This window comes from Pseudomonas sp. LBUM1673, assembly GCF_059695645.1.
Genome location: NZ_CP166780.1, coordinates 2,503,248 through 2,520,699 on the forward strand (window position 1 = coordinate 2,503,248; position 17,452 = coordinate 2,520,699).

Below are 17,452 nucleotides of genomic sequence, written 5' to 3' on the forward strand. Positions count from 1 at the left end.
TTCCTCACTGGGCAGCGAACTGCATTTGCGGGACGTGGTCAGGCACGATCAGTTTACCAGCGGTCTTGGCGACGATTTCTTCGACGCTGACGCCCGGCGCGCGCTCCTTGAGCACGAACGCGCCGTCCTGGATTTCCAGGTAGGCCAGGTCGGTCAGCACGCGTTTGATGCAACCGGCGCCGGTCAGCGGCAGGCTGCAACGAGGCAGCAGTTTCGACTCTCCGTCCTTGGAGGCGTGGGTCATGGTGACGATGATGTTGTCCGCACCGGCCACCAGGTCCATCGCGCCGCCCATGCCCTTGACCAGTTTGCCGGGGATCATCCAGGAGGCGATGTTGCCTTCGACGTCCACTTCGAATGCGCCCAGCACGGTCAGGTCGATGTGGCCGCCGCGAATCATCGCGAAGGATTCGGAGGACGAGAAAATCGACGCGCCGATTCGCGCGGTCACGGTTTGCTTGCCGGCGTTGATCATGTCGGCGTCGACTTCGGTGTCGGTCGGAAAGGCGCCCATGCCGAGCAGGCCGTTTTCCGATTGCAGCATGACTTCCATGCCTTCAGGGATGTAGTTGGCGACCAGGGTCGGAATGCCGATGCCGAGGTTCACGTAGTAGCCGTCCTGCATTTCGCGGGCGACGCGCTGAGCCATTTGTTCGCGGGAAAGTGCCATTGTTGTTATTCCTTCATTCGGGCTGGGGGCAGGGGATCACTTACGCACGGTGCGCTGTTCTATGCGCTTTTCGAACGTGCCGCAAATGACCCGGTCGACGTAGATGCCAGGGGTGTGGATCTGCGACGGGTCCAGCTCGCCGGGTTCGACGATTTCTTCGACTTCGACCACGGTGATCTTGCCGGCAGTGGCGGCCAGCGGGTTGAAGTTCTGGGCAGTGTGGCGATAGATCACGTTACCGAAATGGTCGGCTTTCCAGCCTTTGACGATGGCGAAGTCCCCGGTGATGGATTCCTCCATCAGGTACTTGCGGCCCTTGAACTCACGGACTTCCTTGCCTTCGGCCACCGGAGTGCCGACGCCAGTGGCGGTGAAGAACGCCGGGATGCCGGCACCACCTGCACGCATTTTCTCGGCGAGGGTGCCTTGAGGGGTCAGGTCGACTTCGATTTCGCCGCTCAGCAGTTGCTTCTCGAACAAGGCGTTTTCGCCAACGTAGGAGGCCACCACCTTGCGGATCTGCCGGTCTACCAGCAGTACACCGAGGCCGAAACCGTCGACGCCGCAGTTGTTGGACACCACGGTGAGATCACGTGTGCCTCGGTGCTTGATCTCGGCGATGAGGTTTTCCGGAATCCCGCACAGGCCGAAGCCGCCGGAGATCACGGTCATGCCGTCTTCAAGACCTGCCATCGCTTCCTCATAGGAATACACGCGCTTGTCGAACCCTGCCATATGCACCTCTTTTATTCTTTGTGGGCGGCTGGCTAGCCGGATGGGGAGGGAGTGTCTCGCCGGAGGATTTATTTGTTAAGTTGATTTTTAAGGTTGATTGATAGATAAAACTCACTAATTGTAGAAGCTGCTTACCGTTGGAGACAGTGGCCATGACCGTCAAACAGATCCGCGCATTTCTGGCCGTGGCCCAGAGTTTGAGTTTTGCCGTGGCGTGCGAGCGGCTGCACCTGTCCCAGTCGGCGTTGAGCCTGACCATCAAGGCGCTGGAGGAGGGCCTGGGCGGGCGTCTGTTCACGCGCAATACCCGCAACGTCGCACTGACCGCAGAAGGCGAATCGCTGTTGCCACTGGCCCGTCGGTTGATCGCGGACTGGGACAATGCCGAGGATGAACTGCGGCAACGCTTCACCCTCCAGCGTGGCCGCGTAACCCTGGCGGCGATGCCGTCGTTTGCCGGCAACCTGCTGCCGCCGATCCTCAGGACTTTTCGCGCGCGTTATCCCAAGGTCAACGTCACGGTGAACGACGTGATCAACGAGCAGGTGCTGGAAATGGTTCGCGACCGCCAGGTGGAATTGGGCGTGGCGTTTGAACCGACCCAGAGTTCGTCGCTGGAATTTACCCCGTTGTACATCGACCGGTTTGTGGCGGTGGTGCCGTTTGATTCACCGCTGGCGGACCTGGACGATATCGATTGGCAGACCTTGCTCAGGGAACCGTTCATTACCTTGCAGCGACCGTCCACGGTGCGGGTGATGCTCGAAGAGCACTTGCAGGCGCGGGGCATGAAACTGCCGGTGGAGTTTGAAAGTCATCAGTTGGCGACAGTCGGGCGGATGGTGGCCAGCGGACTGGGAGTGAGCGCGGTGCCGGCGTTGTGCGCCGGGCAGATGCGCGAGTTGGGCGCGCGTTGCATTACCCTGCGGGACCCGGTGGTGGAACGGGCGATCGGGGTGTTGACGACGGGGCATGAACTGTCGGCGGCAGCGCAGGCGTTGTTCGATATTCTCAAGGCCGAAAACCTCGGCGATCGCCTCAACTGATCACGGTCTCCTGTGGGAGCGGGCTTTTGTGGCGAGGGGGCTTGCCCCCGTTCGACTGCGAAGCAGTCGTAAAACCAGTCACCGCTTTCTAACTCAAGATCGCAGACACTGGTTTTAGGGGGGCTTCGCTCCCCAACGGGGGCAAGCCCCCTCGCCACAAAAGCCCGCTCCCACAGGATCCGGTTTCGTCTGTTGCATCCGGGCAAACCAGCCTGCCCTTATTTACGCGCCTCCAGTATCAGGTTGAACGGCGTTTCCGTGGCCCGCCGGAACTGCGTGAACCCAGCTTCGGTGAACACCTTGCGCAACCGTGCCTCGCCCGCCTGGGCACCGAGCCCGAGGCCGACCTCCTGGGACAGCGAGTTGGGTGTGCAGATAAAGGTCGAGGCGGCGTAGAACAGCCGTCCCACCGGGGTGGTGTTGGCGTCGAGCGTGTCGTTGGCGAAGGGCTCTACCAGCAGCACCGAGCCATCGGGTTTGAGCGATTCATAGGCATGCTTTGCGGCACCGACCGGATCACCCATATCGTGCAGGCAGTCGAAGTAGCAGACCAAGTCATAGTCGTCGCCCGGATAGCTCTTGGCGGTGCCCTGGAAGAACCGCGCCCGGCCGGACACGCCACCTTCTTCGGCGCGCTGGGTGGCGACAGTGACCGAAGGCGCGTGGTAGTCGAAACCGACGAACCGCGAATTCGGAAACGCCTGCGCCAAGATCACGGTCGAGGCGCCGTGGCCGCAGCCGATGTCCGCTACCTTGGCGCCGCTTTCCAGTTTGGCGACCACACCGTCGAGGGCCGGTAGCCATTCGCTGACCAAATGCGCCTTGTACCCTGGGCGGAAGAACCGCTCGGTGCCGCTGAACATGCACGGATGGTGATCGCCCCAGGGCAGGGCGCCGTTGCCGCGCATGGCGTTGACCAGTTTGTCCTTGTCATGGAAAAACGACGCCACTACCCCGATACCGCCGGCCACATAGACCGGTGAATCTTCGATCCCCAGCGCCAGGGCTTGCTCTTCGGGCAGGCGGAACTGGCCGTCGTGGTGTTCCATATAGCCTGAGGCAGCGTGGGCGCTGAGCCATTCACGCAGCAGGCGGGTATTGCAGCCGGTTTTCTCGGCGAGTGTTTCGGGGGTTACTGGCTGGCTGTCGGCCATGGCCCGGTACAGGCCGAGCTCGTCGCCGAGGATGACGTTGGCGAGCATCGCTGCGCCGCCCATGTCGTTCACCAGTTTGCCCATGAAATCATTGAGTTTGGCCTCGTCCATCATGTGTGCTCCTTCAACAGGATCACGGCCCGCAGGCATTGTTGGTCGAGGCATGCACCTCTGGGCGGTGATCGTGGGAATGAACAGGACGATGACCGCGTCCTGGTTCCCCTACGGGGGAATCAATAAGTCTAGTTCGTGTATCCCACTGTATCGGGCTGCCTGTCCGATACAGTGCCCTGAGAATAGGGGCGGTTGCGAACACAGACCCGACACACCGCAGCGCTTGACTGGGCCTGTCGGCCGGCACTGAGCTTTCAGACGCTGGAGACCGGATCCCGGAATGAGATCGACACCATGCAGACTCCCCTCACAGCAGCGCAGCACGTCGCTGCCCGAATTCGTCAGTCATAGGACATTCTCGGGCGGCGCCTGGCGGTGGAAAACGTCTCTTAACTGCTGGAAGAGGCCAAAGCGTCTATGCCAGTCAGTTAAGCGAGTAAACCGCTTTTCGTAGGAGCCAGCGGTGCGACGATCCGACTTGCTGGCGAAGGCGTCCTTAAAAGCGCCTTCGCCGGCAAGTCGGATCGTCGCACCGCTGGCTCCTACATGTCCGATTTGTCCTTAACTGACAGGCATTAGCCAAGACGCCTGCCGTGTAACCCGTTTTCGGCGAAGCAAGGCTATCTGTTAATGCCGCGTTACAGATAGGTGACCATGCATCGGAGAATGCCATATTTCGTGAACTCTCCGGACGATCGGCAGGACGCCGACGTATACGGGAGCGATAGTTTGTAGACGGGGTCACTACCGACTCTATCATCACGATCAAGAATGGGAGGTTGCCATGCCTAGGTACATTATTGAACGCGAGCTGCCGGGTGCCGGTGCACTGCCGCAAACGGAGCTCAAAGCGATCTCGCAGAAATCCTGCGATGTATTGCGCGAGATGGGGCCGGAAGTGCAATGGCTGCAAAGTTACATCACCGGCGACAAGATCTACTGCGTATACATCGCGCCAAACGAGGAACTCATCAGGGAGCACGCCAAACAGGGCGGTTTTCCCATCAACAGCGTTTCCCAAGTCGTGAGCATCATCGACCCCATCACGGCGGAGTAAGCCGGGACGTGTTCCAACCTGCAATGGAGTTGACTTTATGAGCACACCCATTGACCTCACAGCCCTGAAAAACCGTCAGATGGCCACATGGGCCAGCGGCGACTATGCCGTGATCGGCACCACCTTACAGATCGTCGGCGAACAACTGGCCGAGGCCTGCGACCTGCTCTGCGATGAGCGCGTGCTGGACGTCGCCGCCGGCAACGGTAACGCAACGCTCGCCGCCGCGCGCCGGGGCTGCAAGGTCACGTCCACCGACTACGTGGCCAAGTTGCTTGAACGCGGCGAAGACCGCGCACGGGCGGAACACCTGGACGTGACCTTTCAGGTGGCCGATGCCGAGGACTTGCCGTTCGAGGACGCCAGTTTCGATGCCGTGCTCTCGACCTTCGGTGTGATGTTTACGCCGGATCAGCCCAAGGCCGCCGCGGAACTGGCGCGGGTGTGTCGCCCGGGAGGCCGGATCGGGCTCGCCAACTGGACGCCTGAAGGCTACATCGGCCAGATGTTCAAGATCCTGGGCCGCCACATGCCGCCACCACCAGGAGCGCAACCACCTTCGAACTGGGGTACCGAAGCCTGGTTAAACTCGCACTTCGACCAGCGCGACTTCCAGCTCCAGGTGACACGGCGGTTGTTCAACTTTCGCTATCGTTCGGCCGCGCACTACATCGACACCTTCCGCACCTGGTATGGCCCGGTTCACAAGGCCTTTGCGACCCTGCCACCTGAAGGGGGCGCAGCCCTGGAAAAAGACCTGACTGAACTGCTGAATCGGCTCAACCGAGCGGGGGAGCGGTCGCTGGTGGTGCCGAGTGAATACCTGGAGGTGGTGATCACCCGGCGTTGAAACGACAACACAAAACCCCTGTGGAAGCGGGCCCTGTGGGAGTGGGCTTCTGTGGTGAGGGGGCTTGCCCCCGTTCGGCTGCGAAGCAGTCGCAAAGCTTTTAGGGCCGCTTCGCGACCCAACGGGGGCAAGCCCCCTCGCCACAGGGCCCGCTCCCACAGGGGTATGTGCAGAATTGACTATTTGAGCCGCCCGATCACTCATCCAGCCGCTCGGTGTACACCACCCACACACTGCACGGCATTTTGTACAGCAGATGCTCCACCGTGCTGCCGATCAGTCGGCCCATGCCGCGATGGCCGACCCGGCCCATGACAATCACGTCGACGTCATAGGTATCGGCATAACGGGTCAGCACCTTGCTCGGGCTGCCCATGATCATGTGCCGTTGCTCCGGCGCAATGCCGTTGCGCGCGGCCAGTTCGTTGAAGGCATCCTCCTGGAAGTCGAACAGGGTCTTGGCCTTGCCCGAAGCGAAAAACGCCGAACCGTTCTCGAAGCTGAACTCGTCCGAGCTGATGGACGAAAGGTCATAGGCGTAGACCACGTCGAGCTGGGCATTGCAGGCGCTCGCCAGTTTTGACGCTTCGTGCAGAATCCGGTCGTTGAAGCTTTTGTATTGATCATCATTATGGAAGGGGTCGACCGCCGCGACGATCTTGCGCGGCAACGCATGTTTGGCATGGCTGACGAAATGCAGCGGCACCGGGCATTCGCGCAGTAAATGCACGTCGAGGGGGGTAAACACCAGCCGCGACAGCCGCGATGGGTGTTCCAGCGCCTTGATCAGCACGTCCATCGGCTGCTCTTTGAGGTGGGTCAGGATCTCCTCCAGCGGGCGTTCGACCCAGGCCACCTCAGTGGTGACGTGTACACCAATCTTGCGCAAGGGACGGGCTTGTTCCTCAAGCCACTGGCGGTGGCGCTCGACGTACCCCAGACGCATCTGCTCCAGAGCCTTTTCGTTGACCATGCTGGCGGTTGCCAGGCCTTCCAGATAGTCGAAGGCCACGATGTGCAAGGCCGCATCCTCGGCCTTGGCCAGCGCCGCGGCCCGGTCGAAGGCGGGGCTGTGTTCCATCAGGGGCGAGGCGACCAGCATGAAACGTGCTTGACCAGACATGACAAACCTCCCGTGGGTAAACGAGCAGACGGCGGTCCCCCTGGAGCTGCGATGGGAGAGCGACTGGGCGCCCGACGTGTGGTCATTCGATAGCCATTCAATCCTCTAAGTATTGACCATGATCAACCTTTCGTCCGTAAGCACATCAGCGGGGTCACGCCCTGAGCCTTTCCTCAACACGCCGACGTTCCAAATAATGTGGGAGCGGGCTTGAACGCGAAGGCGGTGGGTCAGGCAACATGGATGCTGAATGGGCTGGCCCCTTCGCGAGCAAGCCCGCTCCCACAAGGGGTTGGCGGTGCTCATGCGATGGGGTGTCACGCCGACGTTCTAATGGGTGAGCGAGCTTGCTCGCGATGTGGCCTCGAGCGTCTTCCAAAGGTCGCGCATCGTGGGGTTTTGATTGGCGATTGAACAATATGAGCGTATCTCCAGGCGAGTCCTCCACTCATCGCCGCCGGCCAGCACCAATTGCCCTTGCTCCAGTTCATCAGTCACCGCGCTCAGGGGCAACCAGGCTACGCCATATCCCTCTATCGCCATCCTCATCAGCAGCATTGCCATGTCGGCTTCAAAGCAACGATCAAGAACGCAAGCAGTGGGTGCATTCTTGATGACGATATCGGCCACGCGCCCCAAAAAGGTGGTCGCGGTATAAGCCAGGTGCGGTACTGGCTTACCTGCCGCCCCCGGTAACCGATGTAAGGGTTTTCCGTTCTTGTCAGGTGCGCACAGTGGAACAAACAAATCATGCCCCAGGGTCAAACTCCCGAACTTCTCGGGGTCGAGCTGGATCGGGGCGAGGGGATGATGGTAGACGATCATCAAGTCGCAGCCACCTTCCTCCATTGCAACGACGGCATCGTGGATGTTCGCGGCCACAACGCGAGCATTGAAGGGCTCATTCTGCCGTTGAAACTGGGTGAGCCATTTAGGCAGAAATGTCATTGAAAGACTGTGCCCGGCGGTGACCTGAATGGAGCGGCCAGGCATCCTTTCTCCTTCACGAAGGGCCAATCGCAATTGCAGCAACGCCGCTAGCGCCTCGCGACCCTCCTCGCAAAAACTGCGGCCAGCTTGAGTCAGCTGAACAGGATAAGTACCGCGATCTACCAGTTCGGCTCCCACCCATTCCTCAAGTGAGCGAATGCGCCGAGACAGCGCGGACTGCGTGACGCAGCGGACTTCTGCGGCTCGAGAAAAATTCTTCCATTCGGCAATTGCCAGAAGATCGTCCAACCATTTGGTTTGCATGTTGGCTCCTCATTGCGCCTCTGATGAAGAGTTTACTGCGCAGGGATGGAGCCATTGAGGGTATTTCGCAAACTATTCCAAAAACGCATCGCCCTATGGTGATTACTCATCATCCTGCGCCAATGGCGTCCTTAAAATCGGTGCTACAGCCCCGCTGCCGCAGAGCACGGGGTCACTTCAACCTTGTCTCCTGCCAAGTAAAAAAATCTACAACACCACTTGAGGAAAAGCACCGTGAAAAAAAATAAATTACCGCGCCAGATTGCGATTGGCATCGTCTTGGGCGTCCTTGTCGGGTGGGCTTGCCATCATTTTTCAGCGGATGAGAAAGCCGCAAAGGAGATCGCCTCGTATTTCTCAATGGTGACGGACATTTTCCTGCGGTTGATCAAGATGATCATTGCACCCTTGGTTTTCGCCACACTGGTCGGTGGTATTGCCAGCATGGGCAATTCCCGATCAGTAGGGCGGATCGGTGCAAGGGCTATGGTCTGGTTCGTCTCGGCGTCAGTCATTTCCCTATTCATTGGCATGTTACTGGTGAATGTTTTCCAGCCAGGCGCGGGTCTGGATCTTCAGGTGGCTCAGGGCGGCGGCGCACCGGCAGTGGTGAACACGGGTGACTTCAGCCTCAAGGTGTTCATAAGCCACGTTTTCCCGCGAAGCATTGCTGAAGCCATGGCCAATAATGAAATCCTACAAATCGTGGTGTTTTCCTTGTTTTTCGGTTTTGCGCTGGCAGGTGTCAAACGCGCTGGCTACACGAAGATTACCGATAGCATTGAAGAGCTTGGAAAGGTGATGTTCAAGATCACCGACTATGTCATGGCATTTGCACCGATCGGTGTCTTTGCCGCCATCGCCTCTGCAATCACCACCCAGGGTCTGGGCTTGCTAGTTGATTACGGAAAACTGATTGCCGAGTTCTACCTGGGCATTGTGATTCTGTGGGGCATGTTGTTCGCTGCCGGTTACCTGTTTCTGGGGCGTTCGGTATTTACCCTGGGCAAGCTGATTCGTGAACCCATTCTGTTGGCATTCTCGACGGCCAGTAGTGAGTCCGCGTATCCAAAAACCATGGAAGCACTGGAGAAATTCGGTGCGCCCAAGCGCGTATCCAGCTTCGTACTTCCATTGGGGTACTCATTCAACCTTGATGGTTCGATGATGTATCAAGCGTTCGCCATCATGTTCATTGCTCAGGCCTACAACATTGATTTGAGCTTTACGCAGCAGCTTCTCATCTTGCTGACGCTGATGATTACCAGCAAGGGAATGGCAGGTGTAGCCCGAGCTTCGGTGGTTGTCGTAGCGGCGACGTTACCCATGTTCAATCTGCCAGAGGCCGGCATTTTGCTGATCATCGGTATTGATCAGTTCCTCGATATGGCCAGGACTGCCACCAACGTTGTGGGCAATAGCATCGCAACGGCTGTGATTGCTAAATCAGAGCCGCACGAGGAGTCGGACGACGTACCTCAAACCGAGGTATCCCCATTCCCTGATCGCACCGTAGCCACCGCCTGAGAGCTATCACCATGAAAAGTAAATCAAAGCCGTCCCGTGCGTCGTCGTTGGTACGCAAACTAGGCATCGTTGGCGGGCTTGGCTCTCTGGCCGGCGGCGATCTTTTCTACAAGTTGGTAAAGTCCAGGGCTGTGCTGGAGGATCAAGGCCGCTATCACTTCCTGTTCGAGCAACATCCGTTCAAAGATGTCCTGATGCCCCTGGACCGGGACGCGAGCATGACGTCCAGAAAGTTCTATGTTTTTCAGGTCTGTCAGACATTCGAAGCAAGTGAAGTCAACGCTGTCTTGCTGCCTTGTTTTGCCAGCCATACCTTCCGGGAAGAGATTCAGACGGAGATGGGTATACCTGTTCTGGATATGATGGCCGCGCTACGCAAGCACATTGACCATATCGCTGAACCCGGCGCTGTATTGGGCATCATTGCGTCAGATTATGTTTGTCACTCCGGCTTGTTTGAGCGCTATTTCGGCAGCGACTTCAAGCTCGTATATCCAGCTGATGATGAACAGTCAGGGTTGATGGAGGCCATGTATGGTGTCAACGGTATCAAGGATGGATACCTTGACGGCGTCCCCCTGGAGTGTGTGTATCAGGCCTGCCTTTCGCTTCAGCAACAGGGGGCGACGATCGTCTTGCCTGGCATGACCGAGCTCTCGTTGATTTGTGGTGACTTGCAGCGTCGGGGCATCACGGTTCTGGATATCAACGAGATTTATGCCGGCTTCGCGACCCAGGAGAAAGGTCAGTCGAATCGCCCTCCATTCAAGCTGGGGATAGTGGGCGGGGTGGGGCCTGCTGCCACGGTCGACTTCATGGGCAAGGTCGTCGCGCATACACCGGCAGGCCGCGATCAGGAACACATCAAAATGGTGGTCGAACAAAACCCCCAGATTCCAGATCGCACAGCCAACCTGCTGTATGACGAAACCGATCCGACGATGGCGATGTATGCCACCTGCAAGCGGCTTGAAAGCGCTGGAGCCAATGCTATTGCGATTCCATGCAACACCGCTCACGCGTTTGTCGAGCGTATTCAGGCACACCTGCGTGTACCCATTGTGAACATGCTGACCGAGACGGTAGAGGCGATCGCTGCGCAGTACGGCGCTGGAAAAACAGTTGGGCTGCTGGCGACGTCGGGCACTATAAAAAGTCAGGTCTACCACGAAGCTGCCCGGCGAGCCGGGCTGCAAATAGTCGCCCCCGGTGTGGACTACCAAGCGTTGGTCATGGATGCGATTTATGGGGAGCTGGGCATCAAGGCCGGGTTCACCGAGGGCCTTTGTAAGGACCAGCTCCTGATCGCCGCAGAGCACTTGTGTGAACTGGGCGCCGATGTGCTCATCCTGGGATGTACGGAGTTGCCTCTGGTGCTGGCGCATAGGGAGAGCTTCATGATCAAAGGTCATACAGTGGCATTGATCGACCCGACAACCATTCTGGCAATGAAGTGTGTTCAGCTCGCCCGTGAAAATCCGCGGGAACGATCAGATTCGCAAATGCCCGGGAAATCGCCATCGCGAGCAGGCTCGCTCCCACAAGGGATCGGCGGTGCTCATGCGATGGGTGTCACGCCGACGCTTTAATGTGGGAGCGGGCTTGTGTGGCGAGGGGGCTTGCCCCCGTTGGGGTGCGAAGCGCCCCCCAAACCAGTCGCCGCGATCTTGAATTAGAGAAGTGGTGACAGATTTACGATTGCTTCGCAATCGAACGGGGGCAAGCCCCCTCACCACACAAGCCCGCTCCCACAGGGGGATTTGTGGTGTTTTCTTTATCTAGACAACTTTTGCGCCTCGTGCCTCCAGCAACTCCCGTAATACGGAGCGGTGGCAGTGTGCTTCTTCCTCGCAATAGCACCCCACAGCCAGCGACGTTTGATGGGAGAGGGCGGCCAGCAGATCCAGCAGCTGACTGGGCGCAGGATGGTTCATCTCGGCCTTGAACTTGCGTTTGAAGGCCTCCCAGGCTTTGGCATCTTCAGCCGCTTTGGCTTCGGCCACCAACTCGGGGCTGGGGGACAGCAGCGGCTGCCACACATCATAAAAATCCCGGCTGGCAAATTCGGCCTTCGGCACGCCCCGGGGCGGGCGGCGGACCGTACCCAGGCGCAGGCCTTCATTCGCGGTGCGGGGTGAGCCGAGTTGGACGATGTGGATGGGCATGATCGCAGTGCCTATTTCAGCCGCGAGCCATCGAACCACTCCAGCGCCGTGCGCCAGAAGCAGATCCCCAGGAAGTACGCCGACATCAGCAGCCACAGGCTCATCACCAGCGGGTTGATGACCGGGTGGTTGACCACCAGCGACAGGCTGCACAGCAACCAGATGGCTGTCACGGCAATGTTGATCGGCATGAATCGGCGCACGCGGAACGGGTGCAGAAACTTCATTCGGGTCACGGTCAACAGCGCCAGGCCGATGACGGTGAGAAAGGTGATCCATGGCGACGGATCGATGATGTACAGGCACAGCGCGACCACGTTCCACGCGGCGGGGAAGCCCTGGAAGTAGTTGTCCTTGCTCTTCATGTTGACGTTACAGAAGCAAAACAGCGACGACACCAGAATCAGCGACACGGCCAGCAGCAGGGTGTAGTCCGGCAACGGGATGTAACGGTAGATGAACAGCGCCGGGATAAACACATAGGTCAGGTAGTCGATCACCAGATCGAGGATCGAGCCGTCGAAACTTGGCAGCACCGACTGCACATTGACCTTGCGCGCCAGCGCGCCGTCCAGACCGTCGACGATCAGCGCCACGCCCAGCCACAGCAGGCAATTGGTGGGCTGGTTCTCCAGCAAGGCGAGGGTCGCGAGGAAGGCAGTGACCACGCCAGTGGCGGTAAAACCATGGGCGCCCCATGCTTTGAGCCTGGCAATGTGTACGGTGGATATCACGGGGGCGTTCTCCAGAAAGTGAAGCAAGCCAGTCATCACCCTCCTGTTGAGGGCGTCGGCAAACCGGGTCGGGTTGCAGGTATCGACCGGATTTTCGCGAATAAGGTTCACCACCCTTGAATCTTAGACCCCGCACAAAAAAATACCCCGGAAATATCCGGGGCACGTATTGAGCGTTGACCGATGTCGAGACGGGCGTCAGCTCAGCGAGGGGTAGAACACGCGCAGCCGATGGTTATCCGGGTCAAGCGCGACGAAAGTGCGACCGAAGTCGAGTTCTGTCGGCGTTTGCGCCATGGTCAACCCAAGAGCGCTCCAATCGGCAAACAGTGCATCGACCTGTTCGGCGGATTCCACCGGGAACGCCAGCTCGGTCCCACCGCCCGTTGCACCCGCCGCAGGTTCGGCGGTGTACCGTGACCAGAGCCCCAGTTTGTAGCCGCCGTCCAGGACAAACAGCGCGAAAGTCGGCGACTCTTCCACGGGCTTGCGCTCCAGCAGAAACTCGTAGAACCGTGCACTGACGGCGGGGTTTTCCACGAAAAGCAAAATATAACGGGGAGTGATCATTGGGCTGCTCCATATAAGGTGGGGGGCAGCATAAAAGGAGGCGGTGTCAGTTTCTGTCAGGAGTGTGAACGGGCAGGGCAACACTGACGATGTCGGCCGGACGTTGCGCTGCTGTGGTAACGCTGCCAGTCGTCAACAAAGCATCAAGTGCGGCAAGGAGGTTGAGATCTAGAGAGTTCATTGTGTGCATGACGTTCAAAACAATGCGCTTTACAGAATGCTTATGGAGTTGGAGACTGCGCCTTCCTGATTCCCGGAGACCGCATGAACCCACTGGACGCCAGCCGCACAGCCCTCGCCACGTCGCTGATGCGCGCGCTGCATTCGCGCCATGACCCAGCCCCTCTGCTTGATGACGATTGGGGCGATCGACTGGTTCCAGATACTGTTCGCGCGGCGCTATGCCAACGCGTTCTCGACAGCATGCCCCCGACTGCGCGAGCCAACGCGGCGGGGGCCCCTGACGCAGTCCTCGGCCAGTCGTTGCGTGCGAATGCCGCCTACGCCGACGTGATTACCCGCACTCGCTATGCGGAGGATGCGCTAGAGGCAGCTGTCGAACGAGGGGTAACGCAGTACGTGATCATCGGCGCCGGCTTCGACAGCTTTGCGTATCGACGACCAACCTGGTCCGCGGAACTTACCGTCTTTGAGATCGACCATCCTGCTACGCAAGCGATGAAGCGACAACGCTTGGCGGCGTGCGCCGTCGATGAGTCGACATCGGTCGAATTTGTCGCCGCCGACCTTTCGGTCGAGACTTTGGGGGCGGCCCTGGCACGTTCTTCATTCCAACCCACCCGCCCCACATTCTTCTCATGGCTCGGCGTGACGATGTACCTTACTCAGGAGGCAAATCTCTCTGCCCTTCGGGCGATTGCCTCATGCGCGCCGGCGGGAAGCGAACTGGTCTTCAACTACGTTGACCAGAGGGTTTTTGATCCAGGAGCTCTTGTGGCAGAAGCGTTCCGCAAGCTGAAGACTGAGGTGTCTTCGGCGGGCGAGGCATTTTTGTCTGGCTTCGACCCGGAAATGCTTGGGGAGCAACTGCGAGCTGCAGGCTTGTTGCTCCTTGAGGACTTGAACGGTGATCAAGCAGTTGCTCGATATGACGCGTCCGGTGTGAACGGTCTGCGATCCGCTACAGCAGCTCACATTGCACACGCCCGCGTTGTTGGCCCTTCTCCGTCACCGATGTCAGATTGATCTACACCTGAATCAGGCGTCAGGACGATTACTCGCCCCTCCGTCAGAGTCGGCTCTATTTCTGCATTTTCTGAAGCTATGGCAGTCATTCGACGTAGCAGTTCGGGGAATGGTAGGGGAGGCTTTACCCCCCCCCCGCTTCCCGACGCCTCGCGGGCGGCTGCACCGGTGAGTACTAATATGGCGGAGGTGTCCGGCGAGGGCTATCGTTGCCTGACTGAGTCTTTGCCATTAATGAGGACGCCGTCATGAACACCAGCGATCTGCTCGAACAATTACTGCGGGCCGGCCAAGGCTCGTCGTCGCAACAAGGTGGTGGTGCGGCGTCAGCTCAAGGAGGGTTGGGCGATCTTGGCGGGTTGCTGGGTGGCCTGTTAGGACGCGGCTCGGGTGCCGGTGCGGGCGGCGGAGGCTTGGGTGGTTTACTCGGTGGTCTGCTGGGTGGCGGATCACCCATGGGCGGTTCGACCCAGACACGTTCGGGCGGCACCAATTACGCGGCGTTGGCTTCTTTGGGGATGATGGCGTTCCAGGCGTATCAGGCGTGGCAACGCAGCCAGGCGTCGGCACCACAACAGGCGCCGCGCACCGTTGACCTGTTGTCAGGTCCGGAAGTCGAAGACCACAGCCACGCCATCCTCCGTGCCTTGATCGCTGCCGCCAAGGCCGACGGCCGAATCGATGATGCCGAGAAACACATGATCAGTACCGAAATCGGCCGCCATACCGACGATCCGCAACTGCAGCAATGGCTCGATGACGAAGTCGCCCGGCCACTGGATGCTGCTGATGTGGCGCAGTCCGCCCAGGACCCGGGCATGGCCGCCGAGATGTACCTGGCCAGCGTGATGTTGGTGGACGACCAACAAGACGCGGAGCGCAACTATCTGGATGAATTGGCCGCTGCGCTGAAGATCGATCCAGAGTTGCAGCTGCACCTGGAGCAACAGGCCAAGGGCGGCGCTGCCTGAACGTTCCCCTACACGTGTTCTGGTGATTTGGGCAGCAGAAATGTAAGGCCGAAATTCTCGGCTATCTCCAATATCCGAGGCAGGTCTTCGGGCACTTTGAGTTGATCCAGTGCTGCAAAGAGCTGACCGCCTCGTGGGTCGGAAACCACGCCGATGATTTTCGCGGTGGGGCTGATGTTCTTGTAGGCATGGATCGACCCGGCGGGGATATGCACGTAGCCCCCGGTCGAGACAGTGGTGGATTGGCCCTCGACGGTCACTTCAACCTGCCCGTCGATGACATAGAACGCTTCGTCCCAAGGGTGAAAGTGAGGTGGCGGCCCGCCACCTTGCACGCCTTCCTGGATATGCACTTCAAAGGGTTTGGTCAGATCGCCGCCGGCAAGAATAGTGATTGCCTCTCCAACAACCTTGACCGGCGCGGGCGTTTTCCCGGCTTCGATGACGTGAACCGTGCGCATGATTGCTCTCCGAGGCATGAATCCCCATCCGCTGAATATATTCACTGCGCCGCCAGTAAGTGCTGCAACATCGGTCCGTCTGTCCGGGTAATTTCAGCGTCAATATAAAGGCTGTCATTTCATTGGCGTGAGTGGCTGGGCATTCATAGGGTTTGTTGATTGGCTCGCCCTTTTCATGAATATTCTTCCCCATAAAAAAATATAGGTACTTCATTTGACATCCCGGATCCAATGTCTACACTCGATCGAACGAGTCCTCTCTGAGGGGCTGAAAAGTATAAAGGTAAAGGGACGATACAATGCATGGAAGCTCTGCGCATCACAGTATTGCAGTATGCAATACCGTCATATTGCACCTCGCAACAGCCATAACTGAATTTTCCGCCTCGTCGCATCGCGATGTGAGTTTTATTGCTCGCATACGCTTTTAGTTAATTTCGACCTTCCTGCATCTAACGGTTTGGGTTAGTAATAGCCAAAACTTATGAAGCTTGGCTTGCCATGGGTCGTTAATGGCAAATTCGCACTTTCGATATTAAGAATTCGAAATGGGTGGCGTCATTCGCCCCGAAAAAAATTTGGCTGGTCAAATGGAATTCTGATTCTCGTTAAAGGAGTGGCTTGGCCATGTTTAAAAGACGCAAGCGCATTGCACTGGATGACTCCAGTCTTGAGCGTGTGAAGTTGACACCTCAGATGCTTACCTATGATCAATTCGCCAGTCGCAGTCGTTCCCAGTACTTGCCTTATGTGATGGGTTTCAATGCCGCCGACTACCGTTCGGAATCGATCAATACCGATCGGCTCGGATTTCGCCTGGCCCATGATGCGCAAGGCCGGCCGATCAGTGTCGGCACCCTGGAGGCCAGCGCGCTGTCAGAGGTAAATTTGCTGGTCGGGGCCTCGTCAGCCTTGGGTTACGGGGCTTCCAGTGATGCTGCTTCGGTAGCGAGCCGCCTGTCCACGCATGACCCCGACGGTACGCCATGGCTGAATTTTGCTGGACATACCTTTAATTCGACCCAGGAATTGATGCTATTTGTGCTGCATGCCCATCGGCTGCCCAAAGTGCGACGGATCGTGATCATGGGAGGCTTCAATACTCTGGTCATGGCGCGTCTTCCTGAGTTCATTCGAGGTGATCTGCCGCCGTTCTACTTCTGCGGTGACTATTACGAAAAGTTTGATGAAATTGCTGAGGAGAATGGCGCAGAACTGCCGCCTGAAAAACTTCCAAAGTGGCCAGCCGAAACGACCGAGGTGCCGCCGGTTTCGCAAACTCTGGCACGCGCCATACAAGACACCCTAAATTGTCTGACTACTTGGAAACGACTCGCTGATTCTTTGGGCGCGGAACTTACGTTTGTTCTCCAGCCCTTGGCGACTTGGGTAAGAACGCCGTGCGCCGAAGAGCAGAAACTGTTCGACGAGCTTGATCGAATTTCCCGGTTTGGCACTTGGCAGTATTTGTATGGCGACATATCCGCCCCCACCGTCGCGGAATATTACGCTGATAGCCTGGCCAATGGATGTCATGACTTGGGTGTTCGATTTGCCTGTCTGATAGATGATTTTAGAGAGCGTCCGGGCGATGAATGGTTATTCGTTGATCGCGCGCACTTTACCGACCTTGGCAGTGATGTCGTAGCACGCGCCATTCATCGATACCTGCAGTGAAAGTTTAGGAGGCTCTATGTTCAAGCGAATTCGCAAGGCACTTGGCTCTTTGTTCAAGAGAAAGAAAAAATCCAAGAAGAAAAACAATTCCTCCATATATCCAATGCACTGATGAAGACTAATAGGCAAATCTTTTCC

17 protein-coding genes are annotated in these 17,452 nt (G+C 58.1%); 8 read left to right on the forward strand and 9 right to left on the reverse strand.

The annotated features are described in order from the left end of the window. Nucleotides 1-4: 4 nt before the first annotated feature. Complete coding sequence (locus tag ACA044_RS11335; RefSeq protein WP_497446412.1) at nt 5-670, reverse strand: CoA transferase subunit B; 666 nt, start codon at nt 668-670, stop codon at nt 5-7. Nucleotides 671-706: 36 nt separating this feature from the next. Beyond that, nucleotides 707-1,405, reverse strand: coding sequence for a CoA transferase subunit A (locus ACA044_RS11340; RefSeq protein WP_497446413.1), 699 nt, complete (start codon nt 1,403-1,405; stop codon nt 707-709). A 152-nt stretch (nt 1,406-1,557) separates the two neighbouring features. On the opposite strand from ACA044_RS11340, the gene ACA044_RS11345 reads away from it, so the two are divergent. Next, the gene (locus ACA044_RS11345) at nt 1,558-2,451 is read left to right on the forward strand and encodes a LysR family transcriptional regulator (RefSeq protein ID WP_497446414.1); all 894 of its coding nucleotides are present in this window, start codon (nt 1,558-1,560) and stop codon (nt 2,449-2,451) included. Between the two features lie 218 nt (nt 2,452-2,669). Here the strand turns inward: ACA044_RS11345 and ACA044_RS11350 are convergent, their stop codons facing one another. After that, nucleotides 2,670-3,716, reverse strand: a complete 1,047-nt coding sequence (locus tag ACA044_RS11350) for a class I SAM-dependent methyltransferase (RefSeq protein WP_497447206.1) — start codon at nt 3,714-3,716, stop codon at nt 2,670-2,672. A gap of 787 nt (nt 3,717-4,503) precedes the next feature. On the opposite strand from ACA044_RS11350, the gene ACA044_RS11355 reads away from it, so the two are divergent. Together ACA044_RS11355 and ACA044_RS11360 are read left to right on the forward strand one after the other, a co-directional pair. Further along, entirely contained in the window at nt 4,504-4,776 is a 273-nt protein-coding gene (locus tag ACA044_RS11355; protein WP_497446415.1) for a DUF4242 domain-containing protein, read from the forward strand. Between the two features lie 37 nt (nt 4,777-4,813). Continuing rightward, nucleotides 4,814-5,626, forward strand: a complete 813-nt coding sequence (locus ACA044_RS11360; RefSeq protein WP_497446416.1) for a class I SAM-dependent methyltransferase — start codon at nt 4,814-4,816, stop codon at nt 5,624-5,626. 196 nt (nt 5,627-5,822) lie between these two features. On the opposite strand, the gene ACA044_RS11365 is transcribed toward ACA044_RS11360, so the two are convergent. Together ACA044_RS11365 and ACA044_RS11370 are read right to left on the reverse strand one after the other, a co-directional pair. Then, nucleotides 5,823-6,749, reverse strand: a complete 927-nt coding sequence (locus ACA044_RS11365) for a universal stress protein (protein ID WP_497446417.1) — start codon at nt 6,747-6,749, stop codon at nt 5,823-5,825. Nucleotides 6,750-7,079: 330 nt separating this feature from the next. Then, complete coding sequence (locus tag ACA044_RS11370) at nt 7,080-8,003, reverse strand: LysR substrate-binding domain-containing protein (protein ID WP_497446418.1); 924 nt, start codon at nt 8,001-8,003, stop codon at nt 7,080-7,082. A 234-nt stretch (nt 8,004-8,237) separates the two neighbouring features. On the opposite strand from ACA044_RS11370, the gene ACA044_RS11375 reads away from it, so the two are divergent. Both ACA044_RS11375 and cuyB read left to right on the forward strand, forming a co-directional pair. Then, nucleotides 8,238-9,530: a dicarboxylate/amino acid:cation symporter gene (locus ACA044_RS11375; protein ID WP_497446419.1), complete on the forward strand. Its 1,293-nt coding sequence runs from the start codon at nt 8,238-8,240 to the stop codon at nt 9,528-9,530. A gap of 11 nt (nt 9,531-9,541) precedes the next feature. Beyond that, the gene (cuyB, locus tag ACA044_RS11380) at nt 9,542-11,119 is read left to right on the forward strand and encodes a cysteate racemase (protein ID WP_497446420.1); all 1,578 of its coding nucleotides are present in this window, start codon (nt 9,542-9,544) and stop codon (nt 11,117-11,119) included. 189 nt (nt 11,120-11,308) lie between these two features. Here cuyB and ACA044_RS11385 read toward each other — a convergent pair whose 3' ends face one another. From ACA044_RS11385 to ACA044_RS11395, 3 genes are all read right to left on the reverse strand, one after another. After that, nucleotides 11,309-11,695: a DUF488 domain-containing protein gene (locus ACA044_RS11385; RefSeq protein WP_497446421.1), complete on the reverse strand. Its 387-nt coding sequence runs from the start codon at nt 11,693-11,695 to the stop codon at nt 11,309-11,311. 11 nt (nt 11,696-11,706) lie between these two features. Then, nucleotides 11,707-12,429: a phosphatidylcholine synthase gene (gene pcsA / locus ACA044_RS11390; protein WP_497447207.1), complete on the reverse strand. Its 723-nt coding sequence runs from the start codon at nt 12,427-12,429 to the stop codon at nt 11,707-11,709. A 198-nt stretch (nt 12,430-12,627) separates the two neighbouring features. Continuing rightward, the gene (locus tag ACA044_RS11395; RefSeq protein ID WP_497446422.1) at nt 12,628-12,999 is read right to left on the reverse strand and encodes a VOC family protein; all 372 of its coding nucleotides are present in this window, start codon (nt 12,997-12,999) and stop codon (nt 12,628-12,630) included. A gap of 264 nt (nt 13,000-13,263) precedes the next feature. Here ACA044_RS11395 and ACA044_RS11400 point away from each other — a divergent pair, with 264 nt between their 5' ends. Both ACA044_RS11400 and ACA044_RS11405 read left to right on the forward strand, forming a co-directional pair. Beyond that, nucleotides 13,264-14,205, forward strand: coding sequence for a class I SAM-dependent methyltransferase (locus ACA044_RS11400; protein ID WP_497446423.1), 942 nt, complete (start codon nt 13,264-13,266; stop codon nt 14,203-14,205). A gap of 248 nt (nt 14,206-14,453) precedes the next feature. Beyond that, on the forward strand, nt 14,454-15,176 hold the full coding sequence (locus ACA044_RS11405) for a tellurite resistance TerB family protein (RefSeq protein WP_497446424.1): 723 nt from the start codon (nt 14,454-14,456) through the stop codon (nt 15,174-15,176). Between the two features lie 8 nt (nt 15,177-15,184). Here ACA044_RS11405 and ACA044_RS11410 read toward each other — a convergent pair whose 3' ends face one another. After that, complete coding sequence (locus ACA044_RS11410) at nt 15,185-15,637, reverse strand: cupin domain-containing protein (protein ID WP_497446425.1); 453 nt, start codon at nt 15,635-15,637, stop codon at nt 15,185-15,187. Nucleotides 15,638-16,264: 627 nt separating this feature from the next. Here ACA044_RS11410 and ACA044_RS11415 point away from each other — a divergent pair. Then, the gene (locus tag ACA044_RS11415; RefSeq protein ID WP_497446426.1) at nt 16,265-17,314 is read left to right on the forward strand and encodes a hypothetical protein; all 1,050 of its coding nucleotides are present in this window, start codon (nt 16,265-16,267) and stop codon (nt 17,312-17,314) included. Nucleotides 17,315-17,452 lie beyond the last annotated feature (138 nt).